The sequence below is a fragment of the Bradyrhizobium sp. SZCCT0231 genome, from assembly GCF_018130245.1.
GTDB lineage: Bacteria > Pseudomonadota > Alphaproteobacteria > Rhizobiales > Xanthobacteraceae > Bradyrhizobium > Bradyrhizobium japonicum_F.
Window position 1 is genome coordinate 12,894 of record NZ_JAFCKP010000009.1, and the last position, 19,241, is coordinate 32,134.

Annotated in this window: 21 protein-coding genes; 9 read left to right on the forward strand and 12 right to left on the reverse strand. The window is 63.0% G+C overall.

Annotation, left to right across the window (positions count from 1 at the left end; translation table 11 throughout):
- Positions 1–328 precede the first annotated feature (328 nt).
- Complete coding sequence (locus JQ566_RS20950) at positions 329–814, reverse strand: nucleoside deaminase (RefSeq protein WP_212375445.1); 486 nt, start codon at positions 812–814, stop codon at positions 329–331.
- Between the two features lie 392 nt (positions 815–1,206).
- Between JQ566_RS20950 and JQ566_RS20955 the strand changes: the two genes are divergently transcribed.
- Both JQ566_RS20955 and JQ566_RS20960 read left to right on the forward strand, forming a co-directional pair.
- Positions 1,207–2,481, forward strand: coding sequence for an allantoate amidohydrolase (locus tag JQ566_RS20955; RefSeq protein WP_212375091.1), 1,275 nt, complete (start codon positions 1,207–1,209; stop codon positions 2,479–2,481).
- Positions 2,482–2,578: 97 nt separating this feature from the next.
- Positions 2,579–3,952 (forward strand): hypothetical protein, encoded by a 1,374-nt coding sequence (locus JQ566_RS20960; protein WP_212375447.1) that lies wholly within the window; start codon positions 2,579–2,581, stop codon positions 3,950–3,952.
- Positions 3,953–3,962: 10 nt separating this feature from the next.
- Here JQ566_RS20960 and JQ566_RS20965 read toward each other — a convergent pair whose 3' ends face one another.
- Together JQ566_RS20965 and JQ566_RS20970 are read right to left on the reverse strand one after the other, a co-directional pair.
- Positions 3,963–5,282, reverse strand: a complete 1,320-nt coding sequence (locus JQ566_RS20965; RefSeq protein WP_212375093.1) for a dicarboxylate/amino acid:cation symporter — start codon at positions 5,280–5,282, stop codon at positions 3,963–3,965.
- A gap of 203 nt (positions 5,283–5,485) precedes the next feature.
- Positions 5,486–5,707 carry a hypothetical protein gene (locus JQ566_RS20970; protein ID WP_212375095.1) on the reverse strand — a complete coding sequence of 74 codons (222 nt, stop codon included), beginning with the start codon at positions 5,705–5,707 and terminating at the stop codon, positions 5,486–5,488.
- Positions 5,708–6,051: 344 nt separating this feature from the next.
- On the opposite strand from JQ566_RS20970, the gene JQ566_RS20975 reads away from it, so the two are divergent.
- Positions 6,052–6,234, forward strand: a complete 183-nt coding sequence (locus JQ566_RS20975; RefSeq protein WP_212375097.1) for a hypothetical protein — start codon at positions 6,052–6,054, stop codon at positions 6,232–6,234.
- A gap of 19 nt (positions 6,235–6,253) precedes the next feature.
- Here JQ566_RS20975 and JQ566_RS20980 read toward each other — a convergent pair whose 3' ends face one another.
- The 3 genes from JQ566_RS20980 to JQ566_RS20990 all read right to left on the reverse strand — a co-directional run bounded on the left by JQ566_RS20980 (position 6,254) and on the right by JQ566_RS20990 (position 8,930).
- Positions 6,254–7,630, reverse strand: coding sequence for a vWA domain-containing protein (locus JQ566_RS20980; RefSeq protein WP_212375099.1), 1,377 nt, complete (start codon positions 7,628–7,630; stop codon positions 6,254–6,256).
- A gap of 5 nt (positions 7,631–7,635) precedes the next feature.
- Positions 7,636–8,583, reverse strand: a complete 948-nt coding sequence (locus tag JQ566_RS20985; RefSeq protein WP_212375100.1) for an AAA family ATPase — start codon at positions 8,581–8,583, stop codon at positions 7,636–7,638.
- Positions 8,584–8,729: 146 nt separating this feature from the next.
- A complete protein-coding gene (locus JQ566_RS20990; RefSeq protein WP_212375101.1) occupies positions 8,730–8,930 on the reverse strand; it encodes a hypothetical protein in 201 nt (66 codons plus the stop codon).
- 225 nt (positions 8,931–9,155) lie between these two features.
- Here JQ566_RS20990 and JQ566_RS20995 point away from each other — a divergent pair, with 225 nt between their 5' ends.
- Positions 9,156–10,130: a quinone oxidoreductase family protein gene (locus tag JQ566_RS20995; protein WP_212375102.1), complete on the forward strand. Its 975-nt coding sequence runs from the start codon at positions 9,156–9,158 to the stop codon at positions 10,128–10,130.
- Between the two features lie 38 nt (positions 10,131–10,168).
- Here JQ566_RS20995 and JQ566_RS21000 read toward each other — a convergent pair whose 3' ends face one another.
- Together JQ566_RS21000 and JQ566_RS21005 are read right to left on the reverse strand one after the other, a co-directional pair.
- Positions 10,169–10,444: a hypothetical protein gene (locus JQ566_RS21000; RefSeq protein ID WP_212375103.1), complete on the reverse strand. Its 276-nt coding sequence runs from the start codon at positions 10,442–10,444 to the stop codon at positions 10,169–10,171.
- A gap of 107 nt (positions 10,445–10,551) precedes the next feature.
- Positions 10,552–11,160 (reverse strand): S24 family peptidase, encoded by a 609-nt coding sequence (locus JQ566_RS21005; protein WP_027545883.1) that lies wholly within the window; start codon positions 11,158–11,160, stop codon positions 10,552–10,554.
- Between the two features lie 167 nt (positions 11,161–11,327).
- Between JQ566_RS21005 and JQ566_RS21010 the strand changes: the two genes are divergently transcribed.
- Together JQ566_RS21010 and JQ566_RS21015 are read left to right on the forward strand one after the other, a co-directional pair.
- A complete protein-coding gene (locus JQ566_RS21010) occupies positions 11,328–11,861 on the forward strand; it encodes a GcrA family cell cycle regulator (protein ID WP_212375104.1) in 534 nt (177 codons plus the stop codon).
- A gap of 46 nt (positions 11,862–11,907) precedes the next feature.
- Positions 11,908–12,483, forward strand: a complete 576-nt coding sequence (locus tag JQ566_RS21015; protein ID WP_212375105.1) for a hypothetical protein — start codon at positions 11,908–11,910, stop codon at positions 12,481–12,483.
- A gap of 46 nt (positions 12,484–12,529) precedes the next feature.
- Here the strand turns inward: JQ566_RS21015 and JQ566_RS21020 are convergent, their stop codons facing one another.
- On the reverse strand, positions 12,530–12,886 hold the full coding sequence (locus JQ566_RS21020) for a hypothetical protein (RefSeq protein ID WP_100232835.1): 357 nt from the start codon (positions 12,884–12,886) through the stop codon (positions 12,530–12,532).
- 620 nt (positions 12,887–13,506) lie between these two features.
- Between JQ566_RS21020 and JQ566_RS21025 the strand changes: the two genes are divergently transcribed.
- Positions 13,507–13,692: a hypothetical protein gene (locus JQ566_RS21025; protein WP_025037658.1), complete on the forward strand. Its 186-nt coding sequence runs from the start codon at positions 13,507–13,509 to the stop codon at positions 13,690–13,692.
- A gap of 141 nt (positions 13,693–13,833) precedes the next feature.
- Complete coding sequence (locus tag JQ566_RS21030; protein WP_212375106.1) at positions 13,834–14,175, forward strand: phasin; 342 nt, start codon at positions 13,834–13,836, stop codon at positions 14,173–14,175.
- Between the two features lie 313 nt (positions 14,176–14,488).
- Here the strand turns inward: JQ566_RS21030 and JQ566_RS21035 are convergent, their stop codons facing one another.
- From JQ566_RS21035 to JQ566_RS21045, 3 genes are all read right to left on the reverse strand, one after another.
- Positions 14,489–14,806 carry a c-type cytochrome gene (locus tag JQ566_RS21035; RefSeq protein ID WP_212375107.1) on the reverse strand — a complete coding sequence of 106 codons (318 nt, stop codon included), beginning with the start codon at positions 14,804–14,806 and terminating at the stop codon, positions 14,489–14,491.
- Positions 14,807–15,111: 305 nt separating this feature from the next.
- On the reverse strand, positions 15,112–15,942 hold the full coding sequence (locus tag JQ566_RS21040) for an alpha/beta fold hydrolase (RefSeq protein ID WP_212375108.1): 831 nt from the start codon (positions 15,940–15,942) through the stop codon (positions 15,112–15,114).
- A 152-nt stretch (positions 15,943–16,094) separates the two neighbouring features.
- The gene (locus JQ566_RS21045; protein ID WP_212375109.1) at positions 16,095–17,891 is read right to left on the reverse strand and encodes a ShlB/FhaC/HecB family hemolysin secretion/activation protein; all 1,797 of its coding nucleotides are present in this window, start codon (positions 17,889–17,891) and stop codon (positions 16,095–16,097) included.
- 132 nt (positions 17,892–18,023) lie between these two features.
- Here JQ566_RS21045 and JQ566_RS21050 point away from each other — a divergent pair, with 132 nt between their 5' ends.
- On the forward strand, positions 18,024–19,223 hold the full coding sequence (locus tag JQ566_RS21050) for a FecR family protein (protein ID WP_212375110.1): 1,200 nt from the start codon (positions 18,024–18,026) through the stop codon (positions 19,221–19,223).
- The last annotated feature ends 18 nt before the right edge of the window (positions 19,224–19,241 follow it).

Consider the following 19,241-nt stretch of genomic DNA (forward strand, 5'->3'; position numbering starts at 1 on the left):
GAACCGCGGCGTAAGATGAGAAAAAGCATCATCCCTTGCCCAGCGCTTCGGCAAGCGATGGTCCAGCGGGTGGTCATCGATGCTGAGCGACCAGCTCCGCGACCGGCACTCTGGTCAGTGCGAGCAATTGCGCCGGTGAGCGTTGCCTGTTGCAGATTTGTGACGGTTCAAGCCAAATTGGAACCCGCTGTGCAGACCTGAGACCATGTTGAGCAATGACGCTTCGGTCCGTCCATCGCTGAAGCGCAGCGGTCGCGGCAGCTGCTCCAATTCGGCATCGCATAGGGCGCGATTAGACAAACGGCGTCATCTCCTTTGGGATGTGCTGCTACTTCGTCCAAACGCCGTCGTGCAGCGCTTCAGCTTCATTTTCGAGCAGTGGGCCGACGACCTCCGTCGGCCGCTGGCCGCTGGCAAAGACCTCGCGGCATGGCAGGTCGAGGGTCGGGTTCTCCGGATGGTTGCCGGTGATGCCGCGCAGGCGAGGCTCGCTGAGGCCATAGACGACGCGGCCGATGCCGGCCCAGTAGATCGCGCCCGCACACATCGCGCAGGGTTCGGCTGACGAATAGAGCGTGGCTTTCGCCAGCACCTCGCGCGTGAGCGTGCGGCAGGCTTGGGTGGCCGCGAGACGTTCGGCATGCGCGGTGCCGTCATGATCCGGGAGGTAGCCGTTCTCGCTCTCGACGAGGACGTCGCCGTCGGCTGCGACAATGATGCAACCGAAGGGATGATTGCCATGGGTCAGCGAGCGGCGGGCGACCGCGAACGACAGGCGCAGGAAGTGTTCGTCACATTCGGACCCGCCGTCCATCGCTACCCCGCGGTCAATGCCCGCCATGCGCCGGGCCGACGAAGGTGAAGGTCGGCTTCGCTGGTCCGTGCTTCATACACAATTTGCCCTGGAACATCACCAGCGGCCGGTCGGGCGGTCGTCGACGAAGGCATTTTCCAGATAACCTATTGAAAAATATTGATTATGCGGCCCATCCAGATCCTGATAAGGAAAGGTGCCGGATGCAAATACAGGCGTTGGCCCGCCCGCGTGAATGGCCGGCGCGAGGCAGCCTGGCGCGTACGCGCATTCATGCTAATCACGCGCATGTTGGGGCCGGCGCCGGTGCGTGATTTGGCTGGCACCGAACTCGTAACGTTTGTTGCCAGGACAGCAGCTTCCGCGGTCCAGAGAAGAGGAAATTTATCGAGATGGGGGCCGTTAACGCCGTTCAAAACGCATCGCTCGGCGAAACGATCGTGCGTCGGATCAACGATCTGGCCGCGATCTCGGAAGGAGGTGACAACCTCACCCGCATCTATCTCACCAAGGAGCTGCGCGAGGCCGCGGACCTCATCCTGAGCTGGATGGGCGAAGCCGGCATGAGCGCGCGCATCGACGCGATCGGCAACGTCTGTGGTCGCTACGAAGGCGAACGGCCGGGCGCGCCCTGCCTGATGCTCGGCTCGCATTACGACACCGTGCGCGATGCCGGCAAATGGGATGGACCGCTGGGTGTGATCACGGCGATCTCTTGCGTCGCCGATCTCAACCGCCGCGGCAAGCGCCTGCCGTTTGCGATCGAGGTGATCGGCTTTGCCGACGAGGAGGGGGTGCGGTTCGCTTCGACCCTGCTCGGCAGCCGTGCGGTGGCCGGCACTTTTGACGAGAGCGTCCTGAATACGCGCGACAGCAATGGTGTGTCGATGCGCGAGGCGCTCGTGCAGTTCGGCCTCGATCCCGACCATATCGGCGCGGCCGCGCGGGCGCGCCGCGAGCTGCTTGCCTATCTCGAATTGCACATCGAGCAGGGGCCGGTGCTGGAAGCGCAGAACCTGCCCGTGGGCGTCGTCACCGCGATTGCCGGTGCGACGCGCCTTGCCGCGCGGCTGACCGGCATGGCCGGTCATGCCGGCACCGTGCCGATGGGGTTGCGTCGTGATGCGCTCGCCGGCGCGGCCGAATGCATCAATGCGATCGAGCAGTTTTGCCGCACCGACGAGGGCGGCCTGGTCGGCACCGTCGGCTACATCCAGGCGAGGCCCGGCGCGACCAACGTCATTCCGGGCGAAGTATCCTTCACAATCGACATGCGTGCGCCCACCGACATGCACCGCAAGCGCGCTGTGGCCGATATCGTCCGCCAGATCGAGGCGATCGCCAAGCGCCGGCAGCTGGCCCTTCAGCTCGACGTCACCCATGAGAACCGCACCGCGCCCTGCGCGCCGTGGCTCAAGGAGCAGATCGCGCAGGCGATCGAAACCGAAGGCTTTTCCGTGTTCGAGCTGCCGAGCGGGGCAGGACACGACGGCATGGCGATGATCGACATTGCCGATGTCGGCATGATCTTCGTCCGTTGCCGCGGCGGCATCAGCCATCACCCGGACGAGCATGTCGAGCTCGCCGATGCCGACGCCGGCGCGCGGGTGTTGCTCAGGGTCATCGAGAATTTTCAGACACGGGAGAGCCGCGCCGCAGCGAGCTGAACAGCCGGACGGCCGTTCGTCATCGGGGCGAGACACGAATCGATCACGCTTGGAATGGTGACCGGCCATCGCCGGGATCGCGAGACGCTAGGTGCACATGAACAGCGACATTCCCCGGCCGCCACATCGCGGAAACCGATTTTACCAGGGCATGGCTGCGGCCTTCGTCGCCAACGCGCTTCAGGCGGTCAATTTTCTCGGTGATCGGTTCCTGAGACAATCGCCCCATTCGTTGTCGGCCATCGAGGATCTCTATCGGCACTCGATGGACAGCGCGTTCTCGGCGACCGAGGCCTTCCTCGTCACGGGCGCGCCGCACGCCTCCGCCTATTATCCCCGTGACTTCGCCTGGTTCTATCCTGACGTGCTCGATCCTGAAACGATCATGGACTCGCAGGACGCGGTGCGGCGGGTGCGCCTGCTCGAGAAGAGCGTGCGGCTGCTGCTGGAGGCGGTCCGCGCCGACGTCGTCACCACGACCATCGTGCCGGCGGGACGCGGCCGGTATCTCGGCGTGAACTATTTCTCGCGGCCCTCGGATACGCTGCTCGGCATTCTCGCCGGTCTCCAGCAGATGATCTCTGCCGAGGAGAGGACGTCGTCCTATCTGGCGATGTCACAATGCGCGCACGCTGGCCGCTTGTTGCTGGCCGAATATGGCGGTGACCTGAAGCGGGCGATCCTCCAGCTCGCAAGCGAGCTCGAGTCGTTTGAAGCTGACGGCACCAGATATTTGCTGTGCGACGCCAGCGGTCCACGCTCCGCGGCAACGGATACCCGCGCCGAGCGCCGGCGTTTTGTCACCAACGCCTGCGTCTACACGACGTTTGTGTGGGGCGTGCGGCTCGGGATCGTAAGCGAGAACGAGCTGAAGCGGCTGCTCGGGCGCGACCTCGCGCAGTATAAGAGGGATCTGCTCCGCCTGTTCGGGAAGGACGGCTATGTCAGGCATTCCCTGGATGGGCCGGTGGGGCCGCCGGTGTCCCTGGTCGCGCTGGATTTCGTCAGCGTGCATCGCGGCTTTTGGGATATGAGCGATGCGAGCGAGCGCTCGCTGTTCGCGGCCACGACGGATCTGATCATCGCCGAGCCGCGGTTTCGCATCCCCAGCACGTTCCACTTCCTGGTGTCGGCGGATAATCCGCGCAACAAGATCATCCACAAGATCGCGGCGCCTGCCTATCAGGGGCGTTCGTCCTGGCCGACGTTCAATGTCGAATTTGCCGATCGTATGCTGGACTTTGATGAGGCCTCAGGGAGCGATACCTACCGGGCCTGCGCGCAAGGGATATTGAAGGATATTCGCACCGCGACCGAGGTCCACGGCGGCTATCAGGAGCTGATCTCGGAGCAGGGTCTGAAGTATCGCACCTGGGCCTATAAGGGCGCGGTGGCCCACTCCTGGTTTCCACGCTTCCTGTCGGTCTGGAGGAGGGCGTATGCCGCACCGCTCCTCCAGTGGAATGACTGATCCGCGCGCACTACCCCGCGGTCACGTCCACCAGCTCGCCGCCTTCGAGCACCTTGGCCGCCTTGGCGCGGTCGAGATCGCCTTCCCAGGCCGCGACCACAACCGTCGCGACGCAATTGCCGACGAGATTGCCGAGCGCGCGGGCCATGCCGATGAACCAGTCGACCGACAGCACCAGCACGAGGCCGATCGCGGGGATGCTCGGCACCGCGTTCAATGTCGCAGCCAGGATCACGATGGCCGAGCCCGGCACGCCATGTGCACCCTTTGACGTGATGAGCGAAACGCCGAGCACCAGCAGGAGATCACCGAAGGACAACGGCGTGTTGGTGGCCTGAGCGATGAAGACGACGGCAAGTGTGAGGTAGATCGAGAATGCGTCGAGGTTAAAGGAATAGCCGGTCGGAATGACCAGACCGACCACTGAATCCTTCACGCCCATGCGCTCCAGCTTCTTCATGATCTGGGGGAGCACCGCATCGGACGAGGCGGTGGCGAGCACGATGGTCAGCTCCTCGCGCAGGTAAGCGAGGAATTTGAGAATGTTGATCCCAGCGAGCGCCATCACCCCGCCAAGTACGCCGAGCACGAAGATGCCGACCGAGACGTAGAACAGCATCACCAGCGACACGAGTTGCTTCAGCGAGCCGACGCCATATTTCCCGACCGTGTAGGCGACCGCGCCGAGCACGCCAAGTGGCGCAACCCGAACAATGAGCCCCATGACGCGGAACAGCACGGTGGAGGCTGCGTCGATGACCGAGGTGACGAGCGCGCCCTTCTCGCCGCCGACCAGCGCAAGGCCGACGCCGAACAGCACCGCGAAGAACAGCACCTGGAGCACGTCGTTACGCGAGAGCGCATCGAAGGAGGTGGTCGGGATCACGTTCATCAGGAAGGCGCCGATGCCGCCGCCGGACAGCTTATGGGCGTTGTCGGCATAGGTGTTGAGCGCCTTGGCATCCAGCGTCGATGGATCGATGTTCATGCCGTGCCCGGGGCCGAAAATGTAGGCGAGCAGCAGGCCGACGACGAGCGCCACCGTCGTCATGACCTCGAAATAGACCAGCGCCTTGACGCCGACGCGGCCGACCTTCTTGAGGTCGCCGGCGCCGGCAATGCCGTGCACGACGACGCAGAAAACGATGGGCGCCACGATCATCGAGATCAGCTTCAGGAAGGCGTCGCTGAGAATCTTGAGCCCGATGGCAAAGTCCGGAACGGCCATCCCCAGGATGACGCCGAGCACCAGCGCAGCCAGGACCTGGACGAACAGCGAGGTGTAAAGCGGCTTCGGCTCGGCGGCGGGTGCCGCGGCGATGGTCGACATGGTGGGCTCCCCTGATTTGACGCGTCCTGAACGTCAAGAGGAGCAACAACCGTGCCAGATTGTCGCGGTGATCCGGAAAGAATCGCGGGCGTCATGTCCGGGACGCCCCGCGGCACCTCTTCGGCGGTGCGCCGCGAAGCCGGGACTCATCGCATCGCCGCCGAGAAGCCGCAGGACCCTCCGTCAGTCGTCGTGCTTTCGTGTCATGCCACAAGATCCAGCAGCCGGCATGATCCGCGCACGAGCACCTTGCGTCCCGTGGGGGTCATCGCCGGCACGCCGTCATTGACGACGACGAGGCCGAGCTTGACGAGGCTTTCGATCAGGTAGGCCTTCGAGAGGCGACCGCTCGACGTCGGATTGCGAAGTGTGCGCAGAGCTTCCCATTGGTCCGGCGAAAGATCGAAGTCGACGTCGTTGCTCATATTGCCTCAAGCGATAGTCCAGTCGCGCGCCCCTGTTAGCGGCGGCGCATGAAGACCATGCGACGACAATGAGTCGGGAATTCGGTACGCCGTTCAGAATGTCTCTTCACAAATTGCCGCACTTCATTGCGCCACAAGAGTTAAAACCGTTCGCGCACGAAGACCGTTCCGATTTTCGATCACTAATTGATGATCTGTGCTTGATGTTGCGGCGCGAACTGCCGCGGTGCACGGGAAGTATCGCTGTCCCATTCTGCGTCGCGATATTCACAGAAATCATGAGGCGAGAGGTTCAGGACTCTGTTACGTTGACTTACAGGCTTCACGCGGCAGGGGTGGAGTGCATGAACAGGCTGGTTGAAATTCGTAGTCAGGAATTTTTGTGCCGCGAGCGCGCAGCGCTCGATTCGGAGCGCCGGGTATTCTGGCTCGCACAGGCCCAGGAATGGGAGCAGCGCGCGCTCGACGAAATCGCCTATCACTTTCGGGAGTGCAATCTCGCGCAGGCCGAGCTGAACGCCGCTTGACGCCGGTGGCTATTGTTGCTCACTGATAAGTCGCCACGATATCGGACACAGCGCGCTCGAGCTGTTGCGCCGTGGCGCATTGGCGCACGACGCTGCAAAAGGTCGCGTAGCGCGGCATCTCGGAATCGCCAAAGCCCCAGGCGAGCCGCCCCTCGGGATTGAGCCAGACCAGTCGCTTCGAGCGGTCGGAGATCCGGCGCAAGATGTCGGCGCGCGGGTCGAGATTGTTGCTGCGGGCATCGCCGAGCACGATCACCGTGGTCTGCGGGGTCAGCGTGCTCATGAACTCCTTCTCGAAATCGACCAGCGAGGAGCCGTAGTCCGACGAGCCGAAGCCGACCTTGGACATGATCTCGGACATCGCCTCCTCCGGCGATTTCGATTCCAGGATCTCGCTGACCTCGATCAGGTGCGAGGAGAAGGCGAAGGAGCGGACATCGTCGACCACCTCGTGCAGCGAGTGGATCAGCAGCAGAAAGAAATCGGATACTTGCGCAACGGAGCCCGAGACGTCGCACAGCGCCACGATCTTCGGCCGGTCGCGATGCTTGCGCTTCCATGTCGTGAGGAAGGGCACGCCGCCCCAGGCCGCATTGCGGCGAAGCGTGCGGCGAACGTCGAGATGGCCGCGGCGCTGGCGCTTGCGCGGCTTCGAGTAGCGCTCGCGCAGCCGGCGCGCGATCTGGCGGATGAGAGCGCGCATCTCGGCGACTTGGCGCCGCTCGATGCGGGCAAGCGGCGCATTGCGCAGGATCTCGTTGCGGAGGTTTTCGGCCTCCTCGCGGGCATAGAGCGCAAGCCCCTGAGAGACCGTATCGCGCACGGCTTCGCGTAAGGCGTCGAGCGCGGCGCGTAGACGCTCGGCCAGTGCCGGGTTGGTCGCGGTCAGCTCGTCGAGATCGTCGCGCAGGCGCTGGAGGCCCATGGCATCGAGTATGCGGCTGGAGAAAATACCGCGCTGAGTGGAGTAGCGGATGTCGGACAGGGAGGCCGCCCCGGAGGCGCTGGCGATGGCGGCTGCGATAGCATTGCGGTCCTGCGACAGCAGCATCTGCGCGAGCGGCCCGAGTTCCTGCTGCTGCGAACTGCCGTCGGCATCGCTGGCTGCGCCGGAAGAGGGCGCTTGATCCGCTTCCTGCGACCTGTCCTGATCGACGCTCTCGGGCTGCTCCTGCCGCGGTTCCGGCTGGCTGAAGAACAGGTCAAAGCAGTCGCCGAGCGCGAGCTTCTCGTCCTGCGACTTGGCGAGCGTCAGCAGCAGCGCGTCGCGCAGGACGGCGCGGTCGGAGATGCCGACCTGTGCGACTGCTCGCATCGCATCGATGCTTTCGGCAGGCGAGACGTGAACGCCGACGCCGCGCGCCGCTCGAAAGAAACGATGGAGATTCTCGCGCATCGGCGTCAACCGAAGACGTTGGACCGTGCCGCCTTGGCAATGAAGGTCGTCACCTGTGGCGCTGCTGCCTCGATGTCGGCTTCGTATTTCAGAAGTACGTTGAGCGTGTCCTTGACGATCTCGGTGTCGAGCTCCGTGGCCTGGAGCAGCACAAGCACGCGTGCCCAGTCGATGGTCTCGCTGACCGACGGCAGCTTCTTCAGGTCCAGCGAGCGGATCTCGTGGATGAAGCCGACCATCTGCCGGCGCAGCGTCTGCGAGATGCCGGGCACGCGGCTCTCGACGATACGTTCTTCGAGCCGCTGCTCGGGGAAGCCGATATGCAGATGCAGGCAGCGCCGCTTCAGCGCGTCGCCGAGGTCGCGCTCGCTGTTGGAGGTGAGGATCACGGTCGGCGGCGTGATGGCTGAGACGGTTCCGAGCTCGGGGATCGTGACCTGGAAGTCGGACAGGATCTCCAACAGCAGCGATTCGAACTCCGCATCCGACTTGTCGATCTCGTCGATCAAGAGCACGCAGCCGCCCGGCTGCTCGAGCGCCTGGAGCAGCGGCCGCGGCTCGACGAACTCCTTGGAGAAGAATACGTCGCCGAAATCATGGAGCTGGCCGAGCGCGGTGTGCAGCGTCTGTGCGCCGCCGAGGACTTCGCCGAGCTTGTCCTTGAGGATCTGCGTGTAGAGAAGCTGCTTGGCGTACTTCCACTCATAGAGCGCCTTGGCCTCGTCGAGACCCTCATAGCATTGCAGCCGGATCATCTTCATGCCGCGCCAGGCCGCGATCGCCTTGGCGAGCTCGGTCTTGCCGACGCCCGCGGGGCCCTCGACCAGGATCGGCTTCTCGATCTGCTGCGACAAATAGACGGCGGTCGCGATCTGCCGGCTCGCGATATAGCCCTGCGCGGCGAGGCCGCTCCCCACTGCCTCGATCGACGTCGAGGCCTTCTGATCAGCCACGAAATGGCGCTCCCAAAGGTCTTGCTTTAAGGCTTGTTCTGCCTGCGTTCCCGGCAAAGAACAAGCCTCGTTTGGAAGCCATCAGATCCGCGTGAGCGGTGTTTTTTCCGTTCAGCGCAAATAGTTGAGCGGGTCGCTGGTCGCGATCAGTGCCGCAGCAGCTCCGGCTTGCGGATCGTCTGCCTGAGCTCGGCGCCGCAATCGGCGCATTCATAGACGAAGTCGATTTTGGCAAGGCTCCAATGCGGCTCGACCTCGCGCACATACATCGGCAGGAACCCCATACAGGTGGGGCAATTCACTGGCGCGATTTCGATGTCCTGATGATGCTGAACGTAAGCTGGCATCTCGGCTCTCCTTCGCAGGCGACCATCAAACCCCGCGTAAAGGCTACTGCCGGTTGCCCCGGAGCCCTCATCAACTCTTTCGAACAGAGGCGGAACGGCGGGTATTTGCCGTTTGCTGTGACATTCTTGTTACGGTTTCTATACTGTAACGGGCGGACCAAATGCCTATTTCACAGTCCGACCCAGTGTTCGGACTTTCACCTCAACGATAAGGGAGCAACGCCCATGACGCATGCCATTCGCTTTCACAAGACCGGCGGTCCGGAAGTCCTGGTCTGGGAGGAGGTCAGCGTCGGCAAGCCTGGACCCGGCGAAGCGCGCGTCCGCCACACCGCTGTCGGCCTCAATTTCGTCGACATCTACAACCGTTCCGGCCTTTATCCGGCGCAACTGCCGAGCGGGCTCGGCAGCGAGGCGGCCGGCGTCGTCGAAGAGGTCGGTCCTGGTGTGACCGATGTGAAGCCTGGCGATCGCGTCGCCTATGGCGCTTCGCCGCTCGGTGCCTATTCGGAGGCGCGGCTGATCCCCGCCGATCGTCTGCTGAAATTGCCCGATAGCGTCGACGACAAGACCGCGGCGGCGATGATGCTCAAGGGGCTCACCACGCAATATCTGATCCGGCAGACCTATCGGGTAAAGGCGGGCGATACCATCCTGCTTCATGCCGCAGCTGGCGGTGTCGGCCTGATCCTGAGCCAGTGGGCCAAGCATCTCGGCGCGACCGTGATCGGTACAGTCAGCAACGACGAGAAGGCGAAGCTCGCCAAGGCGCATGGCTGCGACCATGTGATCATCTATACCCGGGAGGATTTCGTGAAGCGGGTCGACGAGATCACCGGCGGCAAGAAGGTGCCGGTGGTTTACGATTCCGTCGGCAAGGACACGTTCCTGAAATCGCTGGATTGCCTCGCGCCGCTCGGCGTCGCCGCGCTGTTCGGCCAGTCCTCCGGCGCGGTGGAGCCGCTCAATCTCGGCCTGTTGGCCCAGAAGGGCTCGCTCTACGTCACGCGTCCGACGCTGTTCACCTACGCCGCCAAGCGCGAAAATCTGGTCGCGATGGCGAACGAACTGTTCGACGTCGTCAAATCCGGCGCGGTCAAGATCGAGGTGCACCAGACCTATCCGCTGAAGGACGCCGCTAAGGCGCATGCCGATCTCGCCGCGCGCAAGACCACGGGATCAACCGTTCTCCTGGTCTAATGCGCGGCCGGGCCGTGACGCAAACCGCCTGGTCTGCGTCACGGCCGTTCGTGCTTGCGCAGATCGCGGGCGTGATCAATGCGGATTGCCTGGAGGTCGACATCTTCGGGCGGGATTTGGGGCAGGGCGGCCTCGGTCAGGATGGCCTCGGTCACGTCCTCGACCGCATTCTCCACGATTTCGTGGATGAACGAGATGTTCTGGTATTCGCCCGAGGCGATGCGGGAGATGACCTCGCGCCTTGTGATTTCGGGATCGACGACCGCCTCGCGGCCCCGCCGCCCATAATCGATCATCACGACGAAATACTGCATAAAACGATCCTGCCGCGCCCCGTGGTCGGGAACGCGGCAGAGTATTTCCGAAAATCGTAACTCTGTCAATCGCGATTTCTATAAATCGGAAATCGCTGTGTGGTCCCCTACTTGCCCTTCTTGCGAGGGCGCGCCGATTTCGCACGCAGCCGCTCGAGCTGCCCCTTGGGCATGGACAGGCAGATCTCCCCCACCCAGTCGAGCTTGACGCCGACGATCGGCTTGGCATTGAAGCTCGTGAGATTGACGACGGAGGGGGATTTTCCCCGCTCGATGGTCTTCAGATAGCGCTCGCCGGTCTTGAGCCGGACCACCGCCTCTTCGCCATAGAAGCTCGACAGCGGATGGCGCTGGTCCTTGTAGACCACGATCACGTCGCCGCTTTCGTATTTGGGCAGCATCGAATCGCCCACGATCTCGAATGCGATCGTCTCTTCCATGATCGGGAAGGGCAATGCGATGTCGCCGAGACCTTCCGGGGGAACCTGTTCATAGTCCGGCTCGATCACCGCGCCGGCTCCGACGCGGCCCATGATCGGCGCGAGATTGAGCTCGAGATATTCCATGATCGGAATGATCTCCGAGGCCTTCACCAGGCGCTCGCCGCCGAGAATCTCCGAGACCGCGCCGGGTCGCACGCCCATGGCCGCCGCCAGGCCGCCCTTGCTCTTGCCCGTCTTCTCCAGGCCCCGCTCGATCATTGCAACGTCCAACATGGTGATTCCCTCGATTGCGCACCGTCTCGCCTCTTGTAATCCGAAATTCGGAATTGATGCAATTATGAATATCAGAATTGTTGCTTGACTTGTGGTTCGGAATAACGGAATCTGTGTTTCATCTCCCCGATCGTTCGTTGGTGGGAGGCGCATCACAGGACAGCAGCATGGAACCGGGCCATTGGCCGTCGGAGCACTCCGACGCGCTTCGCGACTATTTTCTCAAAGGCATGTCTTATGCGGAGATCGGAAGACAGATTAACGCAAGGTTTGGAACGGCTTACACGCGCAGCGCAGTGGTCGGCCGCGCCAAGCGGCTCGGGCTCGTCGTGCCGGAATGGATGACGAGTCCGTCGATCGTGCCGCCTTTGCCGGGTGAACCCGGCCTGCTTTCGCCGCGTCGGGCGGCGTTGCCGAACCTGAATCTGCCGCCGAAGTCCGCGATGAAGCCTGCGGCGCGGGTCAAGTTGCGTTGCGTCGGCGTCCAGCCGCGCCTGATCCAATTGGTCGAGCTCGAGCCGGCCGACTGCCGCTATCCCTATGGCGGCGACAAGGACGGAGAGGAGATCACCTTCTGCGGCCACCCGAGCCAGCCGGGCTCCAGTTATTGCACGCCGCATTCCCGCCTGACGCGCCGTTCCGAGGCTGCATCCGCCCGTGTCGCGGGCCCCGTCGTGCTGAAGTTGGTCTCGGCCGCCTGAAAGTGCAGCCGTCCGTTCAATCGTCAGACTTGCAAGGAGTACCCGAGTGGCTCGTGCCCGACGTAACAGGTCCTACAAATTGGCGCAGATCTACGACCGGCGGTCGCGGGAGGTGCCGTTCAACGCCGAGGTGGCGGAGGTCGAGGTGGACAATCCGCTCGCGCTCGATTCAGGCGAGAAGATCCTGGCCATCCGGTCGGTCCGCAGTGATCCGCTCGGCCGGCTGCACGCGCACCACCAGATCGACGAAGCGCAATACCGCGGTGGGCGCGCCTTCCAGAACGATTGGGAGCGGGCGGAGCGAGGCCCTCAGGCGGTGGATACGACCCGCGAATATGTCGATGGGACCGGCATGCGCGAGCCCGTTACCGAGAGCCAGCGTCAGGCGGTGCTGCGGCTGGACCGGGTCGAGCGCGAACTCGGCACCGACGGCGCAGCGCTGGTGCACGACGTGCTGGTGCTGGGTCTGACCATGGATCAGATCGGACAGCGTCGTGCCGTCCGTACGCAGCGATGGAAGGATTATTTTGCGCGGCGTTTCCGCGAATGCCTGGACCGGCTGGCGCTGATCTACGGCTTTGCGACGGAGACAGGGACACGGCGTGCGGACCGGGCCAGATGAATGCGGCACGCCTGCGGTTTCGGCCGCAGGCGCGTCTGTTTATCGCTTACGGATGAGGCACAATCTGATAGGGCGTGGTGTAGGGTTCGACACGGAGCGAGGCGTTGGCCAACAGCCCGATTTTGGCGGTCGGCGCCTGCTGCAATTCGCCGTTCGGGCCACGATGCACGTTGTATTGCCAGACGGTGAGATCGCCCTTCTGTGCCAGCGCGTGTGCAACGGCGCTCGCATCATTGCCGCCGAGCGCCTGAAGCTCCTCCGCCGACAATCCGACGACGATTTCGTCCTTGATGGTGACGATCTTGAACAGGTTCATCTTGGTCTCCTGGGCCCATGCGCCTTGTATCGAAAGGGTGAGAAGCGCGACCGCGGCGCCCTTGATGAGATCGCAGCGAGAAAGCATGCCGTCGTCCTTTTGGTGCTGACGCGCGCCCAAATCGAAGAGTCCTCAGCCATGGCGCCCGTATCTGCGTGGCTGTGCCGCATCGGCTTGGTCGCTCGCTCGCGGACGGCGGTTCACGGGAATCCTATCCAGACCGATGGATCCTGCCGCCAACAACTGCGCCAGGACCGGCTGCAGGATCGACTTTCATGCTGGCGATGCAGCCGCCGGAATTGGACTCAACAATTACGTGTATATACTGAAAAGATCGCCAATTCGTGCGCGCCAATGCGCATTCATATCGGAACAAGGCGAAACGCTCGCCGGTTGACGGCGATCAGGGGCTGTGTGCGTGATTGATGCCGCTTGTTGACGCAGGTGGGTGACGGCGGTCGATATTCCTGTTATCCGGAATCGCCGTGGCGCGATGCAGGCGAAGCATCGCTACACCCACGGTTGGGCTTGCCGGAAGGGTTGTTCCTTGGCATAGTTACAACCAGTTGGTTGAGGCCGCCGTTTGGAAGTAGTTCAGCGTGCCAACCCGGCGGGGCCTCCCGGCCGAGAGTTCGTCGCGATCGGTTCTGTTGCGGCGTTCGGTTCTCGAGTGGATCACGAAGGCCGATGCTTGTCATAGGTGCGAGATGAAAAACCTCAATTTCGCGGCTGAGCTGCATCTCAAGCTCGGTGTGCCTGCAAGCAGCACTGTCGAAAGCCTGCGCCTGCTCCGCGCATTCCTGAAGCTCGCGCCTCGACAGCGGTTCGAGGTTATCAAGCTGGTCGAAGATCTCGCCACCGAAGAAGCTCTTCCCGAGCACCCATTGTCCTGAGTCCGGCCGCGCGCCGACCTATGCCGTCTCTCTCCTTTTCCTGCCAGAGCCGGGTCTGCCGGCGTCGTTCCCCAGAGGCTGGCCGCTGGAAGGCGGTCCGGCAAGTGTGGTATTCAGTTGGGAAAAAGGGAGGATACGACCATGATTGAACCGAAGCTCGAAGTTCCAGCCGAACTGCGCGACTTGGCCGAGAAGACGATCGACCAGGCGGAAAAGGCATTCGGCATGTTTTTTGATGCCGCCACCAAATCGATGTCGTCCGTTCCGGGCGCCGGGACGGAGGTGTCGAAGCAGGCGCTGGCTTTCACCGAGCAGAACATGAAGTCGGCCTTCGAGCATGCGCGCAAGTTGGTGCATGCCACCGACCTCCAGGAAGCAATGCGAATCCAGTCCGATTTCCTGCGCAGTCAGTTCACCAGCGCGGGAGATCACATGCGGCAGATGACCGGCAGTCTCATGCAATCAGGCAAAGGCAAGTCCTGATTCTCGGTGTGTGTACAGCGTGCCCACAAATTGATCTTGTGTGGCGTCGATATCCGCGCTTCGATGCTGGCGCAGGTCCATGATGGGCCACCGAATGATCTCATTCGCCGTCCGTCGTCCTTTCTGCTGATCCCTGCCGGTCCTCCGGCAGGGATTTGCAGTTGTGGCAGGTCGTGATCGTCCGCCGGCTGTTAGAGCGCGATGGATCGGGGCCAATCGTCGTCGCGCTTCAGGCTATTGTCCGGAGCATAATCTTTTCGGAAAACCGCTGCACACCTTGCGCTAACGCGGCCCCTCGGGTCCTGATCATGCTCTAACGCAGCGAAGCGATGTAGGCCGCGATGTCGCCGGCTTCGGTCCGGCTCAACGGAAAATTCGGCATCTTCGGGTGCGGATCGAGCAGGAAGAAGGCGAGCCTTTCCGGACTGAAGTCCGGCCTGCGCGCAACGGATGCAAACGAGGGGACGTCGGCGCTCGCCTGGGTCTGCCCGTTCGCAACGACGTGGCAGCTGGCGCACCAGCGCCTGGCAAGGTCGGCACCGTGATCGGCATCAGCGGCGAGAGCGGACGACATGCCGACGCCAGAGACTAAGCCAAGCAGCAGGCAAATCCGTCTCACATGCCGGGGCATAGGGCATTCTTCCTGCATTCGCTTGCGGCTGCCGCGCTCATCCGCAGCACGATCCTGGAAACTGCGAGAGATCAATGCGGGCGACGATCGACCGCAACAGCCTGCGGGTCGAACGATAGAGATGCCGGACGAAAGCCGGCACTCTTGCGGCGGGCAGGCCAAGACCCTTCGGAACAAGGCCTTTCGGAACAAGACCTTTCGTATCAAGACTTTCGGTATAGTGCGACACGTGTCTCTCCGACGCCATGTAGCTTTTCTATCGTGCCGCTTTGGAGCCGCCTTGATCTGCCGCAAAGCGGTCCCGGCTAATAGTCGCCTGGGTTCATGATCATTGGGCTCTTCGTGTCCGCGGGCGCGAGCGCGCTGCTGGCGCTGTCACGCAGGAAGCGGTCGAGCGTCTCCTGGATCTTCTCCTTGACCGCGGCGGGACCGCGATCGCTCATCTCCGTGTGCTGTGCGCCGGTGTGGATGATATCGATACCGCGCGCCTTGGCCTCTTCCGGCGTCGGCAGCACGCCAGGATCTGTCACGAAGTGCGGGTCCTTCGAGCGGAACGACAGGATCTTCATGTGATCGCTGAGCACGAAAGGCACCCGCAGATTGTCGAGCGTGACTACCTTCGACACCAACTCCGGGTGCTGATGGGCGACGTACATGGAGACATCGCCGCCGTTGGAGTGGCCGACCAGGGTGATGTGGTCGTATTCGACGTTCTCCTGCCGTCTCTTCAGTTCGCCCAGCACAAACAGAATGTTAGCTTCGCAGCGGATGTAGACTTCACGCCGGCCGACATATCGCTGACCGGCATGGGTCATCAGCGGCGGATCGCTCGGCAAGTCTTGCTGGATGCTGGCAACCAGATAGCCTCGCGCGGCGAGCACGTTGGCGAGGAAGGAATATTCAGTCGCCTTGACGGTGTTGCCGTTGCTGATGATGGCGAGCGGGAGCTTCCAGAGGCCGAGATTGGCCTTGGTCTCATAGTCGCGCCGCACGGCGATCTCGACGGCGATCGGCCGCTGGCGCGAGGCGTCGAAGAGGGGCAAAGCCTCATGGCGGATCGCGAATTGGCTGACGACGAAATACTGCCCGACGCCGAGGACGCAGAGAAACGCCAGGATGGCAAACACCTTCTTCATGGTCTGTCTCAAATCACCTTTGACTGAACATGGTCATTGGGAACTCCCGGTCGAGCGATCGTGAACAGGTTACGGGATTAAATTTAGGCAAGTCTGTGAGCAAGGCCGCGAAAGGGCCGCGTCCCGGGTCGATCGCCCGAAGGGTAGGGCGGCTAGAGACAGCCGGCCTTGCCGCGTTCGGGGCAGACCCGGAACGCGCTCGACAGTGTGAAAAGGAGGCGTGGGCTGCGGCGCTCGTTGTCCGGCGCCCGGTAGCTCAAGGGGACCGCCACGCCGAGATCGGCCTGGAGATCGTATGGCAGGAAGAACCGCACACCGGCTCCGGCCGATGTCAGCGACAGTCCGTCGCTCAGGCGGTAACCGTCGTTCCAGACTGCGCCGGCGTCGCCGAAGACGTAGAGCTGATAGCCGGTCCAATAGCGGAAATTGAGCTTCTGATCGAAGCGCAGCTCGAGCGTGCCGGCAAGGCCGTTGTCGCCGCTGATCTCGGCTGCGCCATAGCCTCGGCCGAAGGCCGCGCCGCCAAGATAGAACTGCTGCGAGGTGAACAATGGCCGAGATGCGGCCTGGCCTGCAGCCGAGAGCCTGAGCGACCAGGCGTCGTTGAGCGTCTGGTAGCGCGTGAACCAGAAGTTCAGCACCGAGAAGTTCGACGAGGCGCCGTCGCGCGATAACAGATCATCGTCGAAATGCGATGCGCCAAAGATGTCGAGGCCCTGACGGTAGGTCAGCGTCGCAAGATTGGTGCCGCCGAAGCGATCCTGGAGCCGGTAGTCGGCGGTCAGGATGGCGGTCCTGATGTGGTCGTTGTACCAGGGGCCGTAGATGTCGTGCTCGGACACGTTGCTGAAGGTCCCCGCGACGGTAAGCGTCAGCCCCGAAGATTGCGACATGAAGGGCACAGTGCTTGCCCGCACCTCGAAAGCTTCGGTCGTGGTGATGTCGCTGTCGAGGCGGCGTGCGTCACCCGGCCGGACCGCGCTGTACAGGACGGAAGCGCCGAGGCGCACACCGTCGACGCCGACGGGCGCGTCATAGGACAGGCGTGCGAAGCCGAGCTCGCGGGGGTCGTTGGCAATGGTCGACAGGTTGACGGCCAGCGCGTCGCCGGGCGTGAGATATGAGTTGAACGCGCCGGTGGCGTAGGTTTGCCAGGGACCGACCGACGACGATCCGAGATTGTCCAGGCCGAACGAGGAGAAGACGTGCCAGGTCTTCAAATAGATGGTCAGGCGGAAGCGGCCGGTCGTACCGCCGATCTCCTCCAGCGCGGTGTCGGTGATCTGGACGCCCGGCCTGCCGTTGATCAGGAAGAGCAGGCGTTCGAGCGTTGCCAGCCGCGACGGTTGTTCGGCCAGAACCGGTCCGAGCATCGGCCTTACGCCGAACTGCTCGGCGCCGTCGCCTTTCAGCTCGGCCTGCACGATTGCGCCTTCGATAATCTGGATCCGGACGCGGCCGTCGGCAATGTCCTGCGGCGGCACGATGGCCCGGCTCAAGTGGAATCCGGCTTCGCGGTATAGGTCGCTGATCGCGCCGGCGATCGCGGCGAGATCCGCCTGCGAGACCTTCTTGGCGAGATAAGGCTGATAGACCGCGGCGATGCGATCGCGTGAGATGGCGTGAACTCCGATGAGGCTGATCTCGCGCAGCACGAACTGCGGCTTGGTATCGCCGCCTGTGTCGGGCCGTTCGACACTCGGCAGCTTGACCGGAGGCCGGTTCAGCGATTCCCGTTCGGTTTGGTTTTCGAAATATTTCTCGGGCTGGCGCGGATCGAAGCCCGGCTGGTTCGCCTGCTGCGCGAATGCCTGTGGAACTCCCGTGAAAATGGGGCCCAACAACACCAGCGCGGTAAGAAGATGCCGTTTCTCACCACGCGCAGCGAACCCGTCTCCGTAGTTTGACGGAGACTGTCCCACAGGGTGGTAAGGGTTCGTTAGCCGCATGATTTTTCATAGGTTTTTATGGTCAACGATTGGTTAATCCGGTCGATCGCCTCGCCGCTTCCCGCTAATCCTCTCTTGAGTGATTTCGGATAACCCCTCAGGCCCGGCTGTAAACGCGGACTGAGGATCATCATGTTCGGCAAAGTTGGAATGCGGCGCGCCTTGCTGGCAGTGCTGATCCTGGGAATGACCTCCACTGCATTCGCTGCAGATGACGGTGTCTGGTCTGTCAGCAAGTCCTCTGGTGAGGTCTGGCTTGCGACGAACGGCACCCAGCAGGTGTCGTTGAGCCAGGAAGGGACACTGAAACCGGGAGATACCATCCGCACCGGCCGCAACGGACGCGTCCTGCTTGTCCGCGGCGAGGAAACGATTCTGATCTCTCCCAATTCGGTCGTGGGCTTGCCGGCCGAGAAGAAGGACGGGCTCTCGACCACCATCATCCAGCAGGCGGGTTCGATCCTGCTCGAGGTCGAGAAGCGCAACGTCAAGCATTTCGAAGTCGAGACGCCCTATCTCGCCGCCGTGGTCAAAGGAACGCAATTCAGCGTTACGGTTGGGGCGGGCAGCACCAAGGTCGGTGTGCTCCGCGGCCAGGTCGAAGTCTCCGACTTCAGGACGGGTCAGATTGCCCAGCTTATGCCGGGACAAGCGGCCACCGTCTTTGAGCGCGGCAAGTCCGGTCTCAGCCTAAGCGGTGGCGGGACGTTCAATCCGATCGAGCACGGCAAGCCGCGCGCCCCGACGATCGAGCGTGTTCCCGTGCCGAAATCAGGCCTGTCGGCGCCGCGCAATGCGGCGAACGGCGCTGCAATCCATGCGCTCGGTCCGATCGACAGGGGGGCCAAGACGGCCGGCGCGCCGAAGCCATCGCATCAGGCGGCTGGAGGACAGCCCCACAAGGGCGGTGTCGTGCGAATCTCGAGCTCGCTTGGCGAGGTCAAGCTGAACGTCCACAAAGTCACGCGCGGGCTCGCCCATGACGCCGGCGCGCCTGGGCGCGTGCGTAATGCGAATGCCAGCGCCGGCACGGTCTGGGGCGATGCCAAGGGGAGTGCGACGACCCTGGTCGCCAACAGCTCCGATATGACCGCAGCTAACGCAGCCAGCAGTGCACCTGCGGCGAGCGCCACGTCGACGTCGTCAAGTGCGACAACCACCGTTGCGATCGCCGGCTCGGCGAGTGATGTGTCCGGCGGGAATTCGGGAAGCGGAAGCCACGGGACCGGAGCGACCGGCAATGGCAGCGGCGGCGCCGGCAATAACGGCAACAACGGAAACGGCAACAATGGTCACCACTATGGTTGGCATTGGGGCAGGGGCCATCGCTAGGACCGCCGATATAGGGGA